General features: G+C 64.7%; 17 protein-coding genes. 5 read left to right on the top strand and 12 right to left on the bottom strand.

The window, feature by feature from the left end:
• Window positions 1-2: 2 nt before the first annotated feature.
• A complete protein-coding gene (locus tag N511_RS0114960) occupies window positions 3-821 on the bottom strand; it encodes a class I SAM-dependent methyltransferase (RefSeq protein WP_027680051.1) in 819 nt (272 codons plus the stop codon).
• A gap of 122 nt (window positions 822-943) precedes the next feature.
• Entirely contained in the window at window positions 944-1,894 is a 951-nt protein-coding gene (locus N511_RS0114955; RefSeq protein ID WP_027680050.1) for a LysR family transcriptional regulator, read from the bottom strand.
• Window positions 1,895-2,005: 111 nt separating this feature from the next.
• Between N511_RS0114955 and pcaD the strand changes: the two genes are divergently transcribed.
• Complete coding sequence (gene pcaD, locus N511_RS0114950; RefSeq protein WP_027680049.1) at window positions 2,006-2,821, top strand: 3-oxoadipate enol-lactonase; 816 nt, start codon at window positions 2,006-2,008, stop codon at window positions 2,819-2,821.
• A gap of 86 nt (window positions 2,822-2,907) precedes the next feature.
• Entirely contained in the window at window positions 2,908-3,546 is a 639-nt protein-coding gene (locus N511_RS0114945) for a TetR/AcrR family transcriptional regulator (protein WP_027680048.1), read from the top strand.
• Between the two features lie 3 nt (window positions 3,547-3,549).
• Here the strand turns inward: N511_RS0114945 and paaE are convergent, their stop codons facing one another.
• The 9 genes from paaE to N511_RS0114900 all read right to left on the bottom strand — a co-directional run bounded on the left by paaE (window position 3,550) and on the right by N511_RS0114900 (window position 10,714).
• Window positions 3,550-4,650, bottom strand: a complete 1,101-nt coding sequence (gene paaE, locus N511_RS0114940; RefSeq protein ID WP_027680047.1) for a 1,2-phenylacetyl-CoA epoxidase subunit PaaE — start codon at window positions 4,648-4,650, stop codon at window positions 3,550-3,552.
• A 20-nt stretch (window positions 4,651-4,670) separates the two neighbouring features.
• Window positions 4,671-5,153 (bottom strand): 1,2-phenylacetyl-CoA epoxidase subunit PaaD, encoded by a 483-nt coding sequence (gene paaD, locus N511_RS0114935; RefSeq protein WP_037026940.1) that lies wholly within the window; start codon window positions 5,151-5,153, stop codon window positions 4,671-4,673.
• Between the two features lie 23 nt (window positions 5,154-5,176).
• Window positions 5,177-5,977 (bottom strand): 1,2-phenylacetyl-CoA epoxidase subunit PaaC, encoded by an 801-nt coding sequence (gene paaC, locus N511_RS0114930; protein ID WP_027680045.1) that lies wholly within the window; start codon window positions 5,975-5,977, stop codon window positions 5,177-5,179.
• A gap of 9 nt (window positions 5,978-5,986) precedes the next feature.
• Entirely contained in the window at window positions 5,987-6,274 is a 288-nt protein-coding gene (paaB, locus tag N511_RS0114925) for a 1,2-phenylacetyl-CoA epoxidase subunit PaaB (RefSeq protein WP_004635034.1), read from the bottom strand.
• Between the two features lie 17 nt (window positions 6,275-6,291).
• On the bottom strand, window positions 6,292-7,311 hold the full coding sequence (paaA, locus tag N511_RS0114920) for a 1,2-phenylacetyl-CoA epoxidase subunit PaaA (RefSeq protein WP_027680044.1): 1,020 nt from the start codon (window positions 7,309-7,311) through the stop codon (window positions 6,292-6,294).
• A 166-nt stretch (window positions 7,312-7,477) separates the two neighbouring features.
• Entirely contained in the window at window positions 7,478-8,926 is a 1,449-nt protein-coding gene (locus N511_RS0114915) for a DHA2 family efflux MFS transporter permease subunit (protein WP_004635038.1), read from the bottom strand.
• Between the two features lie 40 nt (window positions 8,927-8,966).
• The gene (locus tag N511_RS0114910) at window positions 8,967-9,494 is read right to left on the bottom strand and encodes an SRPBCC family protein (RefSeq protein WP_027680043.1); all 528 of its coding nucleotides are present in this window, start codon (window positions 9,492-9,494) and stop codon (window positions 8,967-8,969) included.
• A 233-nt stretch (window positions 9,495-9,727) separates the two neighbouring features.
• Window positions 9,728-10,159 carry a VOC family protein gene (locus tag N511_RS0114905; RefSeq protein ID WP_009239862.1) on the bottom strand — a complete coding sequence of 144 codons (432 nt, stop codon included), beginning with the start codon at window positions 10,157-10,159 and terminating at the stop codon, window positions 9,728-9,730.
• 123 nt (window positions 10,160-10,282) lie between these two features.
• The gene (locus N511_RS0114900; protein ID WP_027680042.1) at window positions 10,283-10,714 is read right to left on the bottom strand and encodes a YybH family protein; all 432 of its coding nucleotides are present in this window, start codon (window positions 10,712-10,714) and stop codon (window positions 10,283-10,285) included.
• A 125-nt stretch (window positions 10,715-10,839) separates the two neighbouring features.
• On the opposite strand from N511_RS0114900, the gene N511_RS0114895 reads away from it, so the two are divergent.
• The 3 genes from N511_RS0114895 to N511_RS0114880 all read left to right on the top strand — a co-directional run bounded on the left by N511_RS0114895 (window position 10,840) and on the right by N511_RS0114880 (window position 13,868).
• Window positions 10,840-11,484: a TetR/AcrR family transcriptional regulator gene (locus N511_RS0114895; RefSeq protein ID WP_027680041.1), complete on the top strand. Its 645-nt coding sequence runs from the start codon at window positions 10,840-10,842 to the stop codon at window positions 11,482-11,484.
• A 153-nt stretch (window positions 11,485-11,637) separates the two neighbouring features.
• Window positions 11,638-12,477 (top strand): hypothetical protein, encoded by an 840-nt coding sequence (locus N511_RS0114885; protein ID WP_027680040.1) that lies wholly within the window; start codon window positions 11,638-11,640, stop codon window positions 12,475-12,477.
• Between the two features lie 5 nt (window positions 12,478-12,482).
• Window positions 12,483-13,868, top strand: a complete 1,386-nt coding sequence (locus N511_RS0114880; RefSeq protein ID WP_027680039.1) for an LLM class flavin-dependent oxidoreductase — start codon at window positions 12,483-12,485, stop codon at window positions 13,866-13,868.
• Here the strand turns inward: N511_RS0114880 and N511_RS0114875 are convergent, their stop codons facing one another.
• Window positions 13,869-14,153, bottom strand: a complete 285-nt coding sequence (locus N511_RS0114875) for a hypothetical protein (protein ID WP_027680038.1) — start codon at window positions 14,151-14,153, stop codon at window positions 13,869-13,871.
• Window positions 14,154-14,181: the final 28 nt, after the last annotated feature.

Raw genomic sequence — 14,181 nt, 5'->3', positions numbered from 1 at the left:
CTTCAGGCTGTCACGCTGAACATCAGCGCCTGGATCTTGCCTTCGACCGGCCCTGCGCCGAACCGGGCGGCCAACGCATCGGTACACACGTCAGTGGCGTCGGCCAGTGCATTGCCACCGATCGCCTCCAGCTCGGCGCGCACCGGCGTGCCTTGGCAATAGGCGGTGGCGACGGTGCGCGCGGTGTCTGCCCGGCTGCATGCGGTGACAACGTCGTACGTGACCTCGGCGGTGAAGCCGCCCGCGCGGGCGTCGGCCTGAATCGGCGCCGGATCGTAATGGCCATGGGGCGTGCGCGCGAGAAACATCGGCGGGTTTTCGGGAAAGCGTTTCGCCAGCGCCTTCGTCACCGCATTCGCAAAGTCGTTATCTTCGATCCGGTCCCACACGCTGAAGAGCAGCTTGCCGCCCGCCGTCAGCACACGTCGTGCTTCGGCAAAGGCCTTGGGCCGGTCCGGAAAGAACATCACGCCAAACTGGCAGATCACCAAATCGAAACTGCCGTCGGCAAACGGAAGTTGCTGCGCATCCGCCGGCTGCCACGTGACGGGCCGGCATGTGCCCACGGCCGCCGCACGCTCTAGCATTGGGGGGTTCAGATCGGTCGCCACAATCTCGGTGGTGGCCGGCAGTGCTTGCGCCAAGGCACGCGTCACCGCGCCGGTACCGGCGGCCACCTCCAGCACGCGCAGCGGCTGACATGCCGCCGCCCGCGCGGCCATGTCCTGCGCATACGGCGCGAAGATCAGCGGCACCAGCAGCGTGTCGTACAGCTCGGGAATGGAACCCGAGAAAACCTGATCGGTGCCATGTGTGCTCATCATTCACCACCTTTGCCCGTGAAAGGGTCGGGCATGAATGGTTATAGTCCGGAACCGCGCGGCGGGCACTCCGCCAAGCCGACTAGATGGCGAGCCTGCCCAGGCATGGACGTGTCTGCAAACTACACGCGCTTTCGGCCGGCCGCGGCCCCCTGACGTGGCATACGGCCCAACGCCGGCTTGAGCACCGGCGCGTGGTCGCCAAGGAAGTCCCACAGCCGGTTGGCGACCGGCCCATGCGGCTGATCGCGCCGGCGCGCGACCACCAGTTCCTGCACCATGCCGGGAAAATGGCGCCCCGCAATCGACAGCAACGTCCCCTCGCGCAGCTCCGTCTCGATCAGGAAACGCGGCAGATGCCCCCACGCCATGCCGTGGAGGATCAACTCTTTCTTCATCAATTGGTCCGGCACGGCGCACTGCGGCGCACCGTCGATGACGTAATGGGATTGCTCAGGCGGGTTCCGTGCGGAATCGTTGATGACGCACTGCATGAAGCGCTGCATCTGCTGAGGCGTGATGGCCGACGTGATGGCGAACGGCAAAAACCCCGGCGCCACCACCGGCACCATGGCGATCTTGCCCAAGTCGATCCACTCCATGCGCACGTCGCCTTTCGGCACGCGGTGCACGATCAGGTCCGCATCGTCTTCCAGCAAGCGCTCCCATGGCCCGGTGACCGCTTCGAACTGCAATTGCAGCCGCGTTTGCCGGCACTGGCCGAAGAATTGACTCAGCAGTGCCAGAACGGGCTGCAGCGGACACAGGTCACCCAGCACCACGCGCAGCTCGGCCTCCTCGCCCATCGCGAGCTGTTTTGCGTGGGTCCGCAGCTCCTCGCTCTCACGCAGCAACGATTGCACCTTGCGGTGGAACGATCGCCCCGCTTCCGTCAAGCGCACGCGATAACCGCTGCGATCCAGCAGGTTTAGACCCAACTGTTCTTCCAGCTTGGCGACCGCCGCAAACACAGACGGGTGCGAGCGATGCAACCGCTCGGCTGCCGCCTGGAAACTGCCACCGGTGACCACCGCGTCGAAGCACTGCAGCTCATGAAGCGTGAAGTTCTGCATTGTCGGCAAAACCTACAAAGTTCGTCAAAACTTCATAGTATCCGCCAACCGCGTCGGCTTCTAGGATGACGGCATCCCAATCGTTTCCACCGTCTTTCTCAGGAGCCCGACATGACCACCCGCAACGACCTCTCCTTCTTCACCGCCGGTGACGGCACACGCCTCGCCTATCGCTTTGATGGCACCGCCGGCAAGCCCGTCCTGCTGCTGTCCAACTCCATCGGCACCGACCTGCACATGTGGGACGTGACCGTGCCGCGCCTGGCCGAACACTTCCACGTGCTGCGCTACGACGCGCGCGGCCACGGCGCTTCGGATGCGCCAGCCGGCGCCTATTCGATCGATCGGCTCGGTCGTGACGTGGTCGAGCTGCTCGATGCGCTGGGCATCCAGCGCGTGCATATGCTGGGGCTGTCGCTCGGCGGCATCGTGGCGCAGTGGCTGGCGATCCATGTGCCGGAACGCATCGACCGGTTGATCCTCTCCAATACGGCCGCGCACATCGGCCCGACGCAGTATTTCGATCAGGCCATCGCCGAGCTTCAGCAAGCGCCCGACATGCAGGCAACAACGGAAACGTTTCTACGCAACTGGTTTCCGGCGCGCATGCTCGAGGCCAATGACCCGGCCGTTGCGCCGTTCCGACGCACGCTGCTGGCAACGCCGCGCGAGGGCATCATCGGCGGCTGGGCAGCCGTGCGCGATGCCGACCTGCGCCGCACGATCACGCTGATCACGCATCCGACGCTCGTCATTGCCGGCCAGCACGACACCGTGACGTCTGCCCGCCACGGCGAGGAAATTGCCGCCGCCATTCCGGGCGCGCAACTGCGCCTGCTCGACACCGTGCATCTCGCCAACGTGGAGCAGCCGGACGCGTTTGTTGAAGCCGTGCTGGATTTCCTGGGCGTGCACGAAACCGTCTGACGCCTTGTTGCAGCATCAATGCAGCATCGACACACCGCGACGCAGCCGGTTAACATGGCGGCCATCCAACCGATGTGCCGCCCGCCATGTCCCGCGTCAAGAACGAAGACGAATTCGAGTTGCGCCGCGAAAGCGTGCTCGACACCGCCGCCGAAGCCTTTGCGGCCGACAGCTACCCGAGCGTGTCGATGAACCAGCTGGCCGCTGCGTGCGGCGGTTCCAAATCGCGCCTGTATCACTACTACGAAGGCAAGGAAGCCATCCTGTTCGACCTGCTCGACCGCTACACGCGCCGGCTGGCCGATCTGGTCGAACGCGCCGAGAGCGACGCGCGCCACGCCAAGCTCTCGGCACGCGCCACGCTGCATCTGCTGATCCGTACGTTCCTGGCCGAATACGCCACATCGCGCACGCGGCATGTGGCCTTGCTCAATGATGTGAAATACCTGGCGCCGGAGCAGCGTGACATCGTGCTCGCGCGTGAACGCGACGTGGTGGCCGCGGTGGGCCGACAGCTCGGGGCGGCTTACCCGGGCAAGGTGGACGAGGCCAACCGCACGCCCATCACGATGATGCTGTTCGGCATGATGAACTGGACCTTCACCTGGCTCAAACCCGACGGGCCGCTTTCGTATGAAGGCTATGCGGAAATGGTGATCGACATGCTGGAGAACGGGCTCGGCGGGCTCGGCGGGCTCGGCGGCCCGGACAGCAAGAAGGGCTGACGTTCAACGCTCGTCGTAGCTGACCACCACGCGCTGCGTGAGCGGCCGCGCCTGGCAGGTCAGCACAAACCCCTGCTGGATCTCCCAGTCTTCCAGCGTGAAGTTCTTCTCCATCTCCACACGGCCTTCCAGCACCTTGGCGCGGCACGTGCAGCACACGCCGCCCTTGCACGCATAGGGCAGATCCAGCCCCGCACTCAGCGCACTGTCCAGCACCTTGGCGTCGCCCGCCATCGGCACCTCGTGCGATTTGCCGTCGAGCACAACGGTCAGCGCCACATCGCCCGCGACGGCGGCATGCTTGCGTGGTTTGGCCGCTGTCGTCGCATCGCCCACCGGTACGCCAAAGCGTTCGGCATGCACGCGCTCGCGCGGCACACCGCGCTCGAGCAGCGCGGCTTCCACGGCATCGATCATCGTCGACGGGCCGCAGATGAAAGCGGCATCGATATCGTCGGGCGGAATCAGCGTGTCCAGAAACGCATGCACCTTCGCACCGTCGAGCCGGCCGTTGAACAGCGCAATCTCCTGCGCCTGGCGCGACAGCACGTGATACAGCGCGAAGCGATCGAGATAGCGGTCCTTCAGGTCTTCGAGTGCCTCGCCAAAGATGATGCTGTCGATGCTGCGATTGCCGTAGACCAGCGTGAAGCGGCTCTGCGGCTCCGCAGCCAGCGTCGTCTTGATGAGCGACAGGATCGGCGTGATGCCGCTGCCGGCCGCAAAGGCGACGTAGTGGCGCGCGCTTTCGGCCGCGAGCGGCACGTAGAAGCGGCCATCCGGCGGCAGCACATCGAGCGTCTGGCCCACGCGGATGCGATCGTGCAAGTGGTTGGAGAAGACCCCCGCATCGACACGCTTGACCGCGACACGCAACTCGCCGTGCGCGTCGTAGTCCTGCACGGCGCAGCAGATCGAATACGAACGCCGCAGTTCTTCATGTCCGGGCAATTGGCCCGGCGGCACGCGCAGCGTCAGGAACTGCCCCTGCGTAAAGCGGTACGCATCGCGCAGGTCATTCGGCACGTCAAAGCGCACGGAAATCGTATCGGCCGTCTCGCCGCGCACTTCGGCAACACGCAAGGGGTGGAATTGCGGGGTCATGGCGGTCGTGCCCGGTGGGCTCAGTAAGGCTTGAAGTAGTCGAACGGCTCGCGGCACGCGCGGCAGCGGTACAGCGCTTTGCAGGCCGTTGAGCCGAAGGCGGAAATGAGCGCTGTATCGTGCGACCCGCATTGCGGGCAGGCGATCTGCTCGGCCTGCGCGGGACGCGTGAGACGAATCGGGCGAGCCCCGCCGTCGTCCGCCACGTGCGCCGGCGGGGCAATGCCAAAGTCGCGCAGCTTGCGGCGCCCTTCAGCGGTAATCCAATCCGTGGTCCATGCCGGCGACAGCACCGAACGCACGCGATACGCACCCACGTCCGCTGCCTGCAACGCCCGGCTCACGTCATCGGAAATCTGCTCCATGGCAGGGCAGCCGGAATACGTGGGCGTAATCGTCGCGACCAGTGTGCCGGCATCGTCGAGCTGGAGATCGCGCAGGATGCCCAGTTCGGCAATCGTCACCACGGGAATCTCCGGGTCGGTGACGGCCTCCAGCGCGATGCGCGCGCGCTGCAATCGCTCGCTTACCACGATGCCCCCGGGAACTGGCGCGCCAATCCCTGCATCTCGGCCAGCAGATAGCCCATATGCTCGGAATGCACGCCGTGCTTGCCGGTGCTGACATAGGGGCCGGGCTCGGGCCAGCGCAGCGTGGCCTCATCCAGCGCGTCACGCACCGTCGCCTCCCATGCGTCGCGCAGGTCTGCCGGACGCACGCCGATGCCGGCTTCGGCCGCTGCCGTTTCAACGTCGTCCGCGGCAAAAAATTCGTTCGTGTACGGCATCAGCCAATCGAGCGCGGCCTGCGCACGTGCATGCGATTCGTCGGTGCCATCACCGAAGCGCACGAGCCAGTCGCGCGTATGGGCGAGGTGGTAACGCATCTCCTTCACGGATTTGGCGGCAATGGCGGCCAGCTCGGCGTCGGTCGAACGCGTCAACGCTTCCCATAGCGGCACCATCAACGCGGCGTACAGGAAGTGGCGGACGATGGTGACGGCGTAGTCGCGCGTCGTCGCCGATGTCGCGACCAGCGGCCCGGCATGGGGCAGCTCGAGCAGCGTGTAATTGCGGAAAGCGGGCTCAGCGCGCCAATAGGCATAGTCGTCTTCCGTGCGCGGTGTGCCTGTGATCTCGCCTTCGATCTGCCCTGCCCGCGTGTAGAGCAACCGCGCCTGGCCGATCAGATCAAGACTGAGGTTGGACAGCGCGATGTCTTCTTCCAGCACGGGGCCGTGGCCGGTCCATTCCGCGTTGCGCTGGCCGAGGATGAGCGCGTTGTCGGCCAGGCGAAGGATGTATTGCAGATGCGCGTGGGAAGTCATCACCGCGGCTCACATGTGGTTGACTTCATCGGGCAGCCGATAGAACGTCGGGTGGCGATAGATCTTGTCGGCCATCGGGTCAAACAGCATGGGCTTGTCGTCGGGCTCGCTGGCGGTGATAGCGGCCGACGGCACCACCCAGATGGAGACGCCTTCCTGCCGGCGCGTGTAGACATCGCGCGCCATCTGCAGCGCCTGCTTGGCGTCCACGGCGTGCAGGCTGCCGCAATGCTTGTGCTCCAGGCCCTGCTTGCTGCGGATGAACACTTCCCACAGCGGCCATTCGTGTTGATGCATGGTGGGTTCCTTCCGGTTCAGGCAGCTTGTTGATTGGCGGCAGCGCGTTCGGCCTGCTTGCGCGCGTAGGCCAGCGCGGCTTCGCGCACCCACTCGCCTTCTTCGTGTGCACGCTTGCGGGTGGCAAGGCGCTCGCGGTTGCACGGGCCGTGACCATCGAGCACGCGCTTAAATTCGGACCAATCGAGCGGCGAGAAATCGTAATGGCCGCGCGCTTCGTTCCACGTGAGGCCGGGGTCGGGCAGCGTCACGCCGAGCACGCGCGCCTGCTCGACGGTGGCATCGACAAAACGCTGCCGCAGATCGTCGTTCGAGATGCGCTTGATGCCCCAGGCCATGGTCTGCGCGCTGTTGGGCGATGCGGTGTCAGGCGGCCCGAACATCATCAGCACCGGAAACCACCAGCGGTTGACGGCTTCCTGCACCATGTCGCGCTGCGCCTGCGTGCCGCCCATCATCGTCAGCAACGATTCATAGCCCTGGCGCTGGTGAAACGACTCTTCCTTGCAGATGCGGATCATGGCGCGCGCATACGGGCCGTAAGAGCAACGGCACAGCGGCACCTGGTTCATGATCGCCGCGCCATCGACCAGCCAGCCGATCACACCCACGTCTGCCCAGGAGAGCGTCGGGTAATTGAAGATCGACGAATATTTCGCGCGGCCTTCGTGCAGCGCGTCGATCATCTCGTCGCGCGAGCTGCCGAGCGTTTCAGCGGCGGAATAGAGATAGAGGCCGTGGCCCGCTTCGTCCTGCACCTTGGCGAGGAGGATGGCCTTGCGCTTGAGCGACGGCGCGCGGCTGATCCAATTGCCCTCGGGCAGCATGCCGACCACCTCGGAGTGCGCGTGCTGCGAAATCTGCCGCAGCAGCGTCTTGCGGTACGGCGCCGGCATCCAGTCCTGCGGCTCGATCTTGTGGTCGGCCCCGATGCGTGCATCGAAGCGCGCCTGCAAATCGGCTTCGCCTTGAGAGGCGGCGGCCAGTTCCTGCTCCGTAGGCAGACCGCCGGGCAGGTCGAGGCTTTGGGTGTACATGCGATCCTCCGGCCGCTGGCGCGGCATGTGCACGGCACGTCATGCGCACCGTGTTTTGGATGGATCGATTATAAACCGTCCGACCGGTCGGTCAATAACGGTTTTCACCGCATGCCTCGTGTGAGGCATGCGGTGCGCCCTGCTCCTCAGGTTCCTTTTCTGTGACTCAGATTGGCGCTGCCGACGAGGCTTCGCCCTGCCCGGCGCCTTGCGTGCGCGTGCGCACAAACACGCCCGCCAGCACCGAACCCAGCACGGCGGCAACTGCCCCCAGCAGGAACGCGAGGTGATACCCGCCATTGAGTGCCGTCGTGGCATCGGCCCCTGCCGCAGCCAGACCTTCGGTGCGGGCGGCAGCCAGACTTGCCAGGATAGCCAGGCCCAACGCGCCGCCCATCATGAACGACGTGTTGACCACGCCGGACGCCAGGCCCGATTCATCGGGCGCCACATCGCTCATGGCGGCCAGCAGCACCGGGTTGAACGCCACACCGGCGCCCAGGCCCAGCAACAGCATGCCGGGCAGCACGTCGAGCACAAAGCTGCCGCCCGCGGGCGCGCGTGCAAACAGCACCAGCCCAATGCCTGCCACCAGCAAACCCACCGACAGCGGCGCGCGGATGCCGAAGCGCATCACCAGCTTGGCCGACAACCCCAGCGAGAACACCGCCATGATGATGTTGGCCGGCAGGAAGGCCAGCCCCACCTGCATCGCGCTGTAGTCGAGCACGCGCTGCATGTACAGCGCCGAGATGAAGAACCACGCGAACATCGCCGCCGCCCACAGCACGCCCACCACGTTGGCCGTGGCCACGTTGCGCAGCGCGAACATATGCAGCGGCATCAGCGGATGCGACACGCGCGATTCGATCACCAGGAACGCGATCATCAACGCAATGGCAATGCCCAGCTGCGTGAGCGTCTGCGTCGATGTCCAACCGGCTTCGTTGCCGTGCACGACGGCGTACACCGCGAGCATCAGCGATGCGGTCACGGCAATCGCGCCTGCCACGTCGAGCTTTGTGCGATCGGCCAACGGCTTGCCCACCGGCAGCAACGCCACGCAGGCGGCGTACACCGCCACGCCAATCGGGAGATTGACCAGGAAGATCCAGTGCCAGCTCAACGTGCTCGTCAGCAGGCCACCGAGCAACACCCCGATGCTGCCGCCGCCCGCACAGACAAAGCCGTAGATGCCCATTGCCTTGGCCCGGTCCGCTGGCGAAGTGAACAGATTCATGATCAGCGACAGCGACACCGCCGACACCACCGCGCCGCCCAGCCCCTGCACGGCGCGCGCCGTAATCAGCAGCCCTTGCGAATTCGCCAGCCCGCATGCGGCCGATGCCAGCGTGAACAGCGTCAGCCCCAGCAGGAACAGCTTGCGATGCCCGAACAGATCACCCAATCGCCCGCCGAGCAACAGACAGCCGCCAAACGTGAGCATGTAGGCGTTGACCACCCATACGAGCGAGGTTTCGGTAAAGCCCAGGTCTGCCTGGATGGACGGCAGCGCAACGTTCACGATGGTCGTGTCCAGCACGATCATCAGCACGCCCAGGCAGAGCACGATGAGGGCAAGCCAACGCTTGCGTTCGTCGATGCCATGCGTCATGGAATCACTCCTATGCTTGGCTGCTGCGCCTGAATGTCGCTCAGGACTGCGCCGCCGATTTGAGGTTGGCGAGACCGGCTTCAAAGTCCTTGCCGATCATCGCGTCCATACTGAAAAACAGGCCCATCACCTTGGAGATGAACGGGCTCGGGCCGTACATGGCCCAGGTCACGCGGGTGCCGTCGCCGGCAGGCTTCAGCGTGAATTCCGCCGTGTTGTGCGCTTCGAACGGCTTCAGGAAATCCAGCTGAATCTGGATGCGGCTGGGCGATGCTGCATCGACGATCTCCATGCGCCCTGCGCCAACTTCCCGCGAGCCATCCCACGCATAGTTCGCGCCTTTGCCACTGACGGGCCCGCCATAGGTGCGCTTCATCGCCGGATCACGCTTCTCCCACGGAGACCACGCTGTCCAGCGGTGGAAATCGTCGATCAAGGCAAACACCTTTTCAGGCGGCGCCTTGATGTCGATCTCGCGTTGCACGCGGAAGGTGTCCGGACGCGTGGCCGCAAAACCCAGCACAGCGACGATCGCAACGACGATGACGATCGCAATGATCTTCAGCATGAAGAACGCTCCAACAGATGGGGCAGCAGGTGAATAGACGCCTTTGCGCAGGCCATGCAAAGGGTCGCGGCGGGAACAGCCGATCGTCAACCCCGGGGGGGTTTCGTTGATATTGATCAGGCCCCGGTGACCGCGCAGTCTAGCACCGGGCCACGGCCCAGCGCCAAGGCAAGCTGACTACGAGTTTGCGTAGAACGGCCACCGTGCGGCGGCCGTTTTCATACGCACGGCCATTACATCGGCTTGGGTGCGATCACCATCCACGTGATGCCAAAACGATCGGTCACCATGCCGAACGCGTGGGCGAAAAACGTCTCGGACATCGGCATCGTGACATGGCCGCCATCGCCGAGCGCCTTGAATGTGCGCTCGGCCGCGGCGTTGTCGGCCACACTCACGGACAACCCGAAACCCTTGAAATCCGTCTTGCCGCCGGCCATGCCATCAGAGGCGAGGATCTGGGTTTCACCCACGCGGAAGGCGGCATGCATGACCTTGTCGAGCGGGGGTGCCATGCCGCCACATTGCTCCGCCGTAGGCTGCGCGTCCTTGGGCGCGTCCTTGTAGTGCATCACCACGTCGACCTTGGCGCTGAGCGTCTTCTTGTAAAACTCCAGCGCCTCTTCACAACGACCTTCGAAGAACAGATACGGTTGAACTTGCATCACAACTCCTTGGGGTGGACTTGGGGGGACTGCAAAGCCGCGCACCGGGCAACTTGAACGCGCGGTTGGGAAAGCGTTTGCTCGCCTTTCGTTGGACTCTTACGTTCGACGCTTTCGTTGAACTCAACTGCAAGCGGTCTCGGGTACGGGCATGGGAACCGAGGCATGTTCGTGAACCACCAGCCAGCGCCCATCGATCTTGCGAAAACACACGGTGGCGCGCGTTTGCGCATCGTGCTTTGCACCGTCTCGATACCGCGCACGCAGGCGATTCACGCTGAAGCAATAGGCCAGGTCGCCGCTCACCTCGAGGTGCAGTTCGACAAACTGGAAATCCGCCTGACCCTCCAGCGCATCGAACCAACCCTGCCAGTGACGGCGATACGCCTCTGCGCCTTTCACAAACAACGGCGGCATGACATCAAAGACCACGACGTCCGGCGCGTAGTGACGCATCACGGCATCGATGTCCTTGGCGCGCACAGCTTCTGCCCACGCTTCAATCAGGCTACGCAGCTGCGATGCATCGCCCGCGGCCTCGCTCGCGTTTGTCATATCGACCTCCTGAAAGTGCTTGGCATCCTGCGTGACAGCACCTACTGTTGATTTGTGAACACTGTCCACAAACGATAGCAGACATAATGGACAGTGTCCACATCGCTTTTGCGGAGTTTCATCGCATGACCCAGGAACCACCCCGCCCGCCCGTGCGCGCAACGTATCGCCATGGCGACTTGCGGCGCGCGCTGCTTGACGCAGGCATTGAGCTGGCACGTGCCGGCGGGCCGGACGCCATCGTGTTGCGCGAGGCCACGCGCCGTGCCGGTGTCGCGCCAAATGCCGCTTACCGCCACTTCGCCGGGCGGCTCGATTTACTGCAGGGGGTACGCGCAGCGTCACTCGCGGCGCTCGCACGCGCCATGGAGGCCGAACTGGATGCCATCGACCCCACGTGGCCGGCCGACGCACAGGCGCGCGCTTCACTGCGGGCCATCGGCGTGGGTTATCTGCGTTTTGCGCAAATGGAGACCGGCTTGTTCCGCACCGCCTTCGCCGTACCCGACGAGGTGGAGAACGACGCCGACCCCGCCAAGGCAGGCGACAGCGGGCTCAACCCGTTCCAGCTGCTGAGCCTCGCGCTGGATCGCATGACGGCTGCAGGTGTGTTGCCTGCCGAGCGCCGGCCCGGCGCCGAATATCTTGCCTGGTCTGCCGTGCATGGGCTCGCGTTGCTCATCATCGACGGGCCCCTGCGCAGCCGCCCGCCGGAGCAAACCGGCGCCATCGCCTTGCGCGTGGTTGAAATGGTGGAGAACGGCCTCTAAAGCGCGCCATGTGCGTGCAGCGTCTGACGACATGCGCAACGCTTCGTTTGCCAGCGCAAGCTTCAATGCAACGATGACAGCCTCGCTGCACCCGCTCACCCAGCGGGTGCATGCCCATCAACCGGAGTGACCCTCCGCGACGAGGATGTCAGCATGACCCAAGCCCATCTCGAAACAATAGCCACCGCCCACACGCGCTACGGCGCCGCGCTGGAAAAAGACCTGTTCGACCGCGTTGCCGCCGTGCATGCGCCGCACCTGCCGCCCGCGCGCACGGAACCGCCGCGCGACGCACAGACGGCGGAAGAACTCGAAGGCGTGATCGACTACGCGGTGTGGAACGCCGCGCACGACCTGTTCATCGTGCAACTGGCGAGCGCGGGATTGGACCGGCTGTTTCGCGACACGCCCGACTTTCAGCTCGCGCTGTCGCGCCAGATCGGCGATGACGGCTTTCACGCAGTGGCCTCGCGCGAGCGTATTCGCGTGCTGTCCGGACATGACCAGATCGAACGCATCACGCGGGATGTGCGGCACCACTGGGATGTCCTTGGCGACTACCCGCTGACAAGCCAGGCCGCGTTTCTCGCGTGGGAATTCCACTACGAGCATCACATCCTCGCGCGGCTGCAGGTCAACCGGCGCACGTCGCGCGTGCTCGATGTTGCCAACCGCGACTTTGCCGAGAACCGCATCATGCCGGACGAGGAGGTGCACCGCATCCTCATCACCGAGTGGTGGCACGACCGGCTCGACGCCGCGTCGGATGGCGAGCGCGAACAGCTTGTAAGCGAAGTGCTGGAAGCCGACGACAGGCTGCAAGTGCTGCTCGGCGATTACCTGCGCGAATCGTGGGCGCTGAACGAACGCGCCGCCGGCATCGACACGCGCAACTACGTACCGCTGTACGACGCATGGCGGCGCGAGATTCTGGGCGTATTGCTGCAACGCCCTGCCGACACCCTGCCCGCCCTCACCAGCCTCGCCATCTGACCGCGATGTCCAAGAAACCGATCCTGCTCAACGCGTTCAACATGAACTGCGTGGGCCACATCAACCACGGGCTGTGGACCCATCCGCGCGATACATCGGCCGACTACCGCAAGCTCAGCTATTGGACGGACCTCGCCAGGCTGCTTGAACGCGGCTTGTTCGACGGTCTGTTCATCGCCGATATCGTTGGCGTGTACGACGTGTATCAGCAGTCTGCCGACCTGACGCTGCGCGAGTCGATCCAACTGCCGGTGAATGATCCGCTGATGCTGGTGTCGGCCATGGCGGGCGTGACGGAGCATCTCGGCTTTGGCCTGACCGTCAACCTGACCTATGAGGCGCCGTACCTGTTTGCGCGGCGTTTCTCCACGCTCGACCACCTGACCGAAGGCCGCGTCGGCTGGAACATCGTCACGGGTTATCTGGACAGCGCCGCACGCGCCATGGGCCTGCGCGAGCAGATCGCACACGACGAGCGTTACGACCGCGCCGATGAGTTTCTCGATGTGGTCTACCAACTGTGGGAAGGCAGTTGGGAAGACGATGCGGTGCTGCGTGATCGCGCCGCACGCGTGTTTGCGCAGCCCGACAAAGTGCACCGCATCCGGCATCACGGCCGCTATTACGACGTGGAGGGCTACCACTTGAGCGAGCCGTCGCCGCAACGCACGCCGGTGCTGTTCCAGGCGGGCTCGTCCGCGCGTGGGCAGACCTTTGCCGGGCAGCATGCGGAGTGCGTGTTCCTGTCGGGCCAGAGCCAATCGGCCACGCGCGATCAGGTGGCGCAGTTGCGTCAGGCTGCCGTGCAGGCCGGGCGCCGGGCGGATGACGTCAAAGTGTTCATGGGCATCACCGTCGTCGTCGACAAGACTGAAAAGCTTGCACGCGAAAAACTCGCCGAATACCAACGCTATGCCAGCGCGGAAGCCGGTCTTGCGCATTTCTCCGCGGGCTCCGGCGTCGACTATTCGACCTATGCGTTGGACGACCCGCTGCGTGCGGTGAAGACGAATGCGATCGAGTCATCCATCCGCCGCGCCACCGGCGGCGACACGCAGTTCACCGTGCGGCGCCTGCTCGATCAACTCGCCCTGGGGGGCCGCTACGCCACCATCGTCGGCGACCCACAGCAGGTCGCGGACGCTTTGCAGCAGTGGATGGAGGTGACCGACATCGACGGCTTCAACCTGGCGCGTACGGTCACGCCGGAAAGCTATGCGGACTTCATCGACCTGGTCGTGCCGGAGCTGCAGAATCGCGGTGTCTACAAGACCGCGTATGCGCCGGGCACCTTGCGCCGCAAGCTGTTTGGTACCGATCGCTTGCCCGAAGCCCACCCCGGCGCGCAACGGCGCCGGCACCCCGCACAGGAGTTGGCGGCCCACCCCTGACTAAGCATTGGTCGTGGGCGCGCCCAACATCTGCTGAAAGAGCGGAAGCAACGCTTCGTATGTCGCCAGATAGCCGATGGAACCGGTATGGCGCGACGCGCGTGCGGCGCAGAACAGTTCGTTGCGCAAATCCACCAGCGATGCGCGCCGTCGTTCGCGCGCGGCACTGGTGCAGGCTTCAAACGAGCCCAGCTCTTCATAGCCGTTGAACGACATGGCAAAGGCGAAGACGCCCGACACGTCTGCCGGGTCGGGCAGATCTTGCCAAGAGATGTCCTTTTTCATGATGCCCCCACTGCGCTGCCAATCCGCC

This window comes from Ralstonia sp. UNC404CL21Col (assembly GCF_000620465.1).
Taxonomy (GTDB): domain Bacteria; phylum Pseudomonadota; class Gammaproteobacteria; order Burkholderiales; family Burkholderiaceae; genus Ralstonia; species Ralstonia flatus.
The sequence above is the reverse complement of the archived record's forward strand: the minus strand, read 5'-3'. Positions and strand labels throughout refer to the sequence as shown.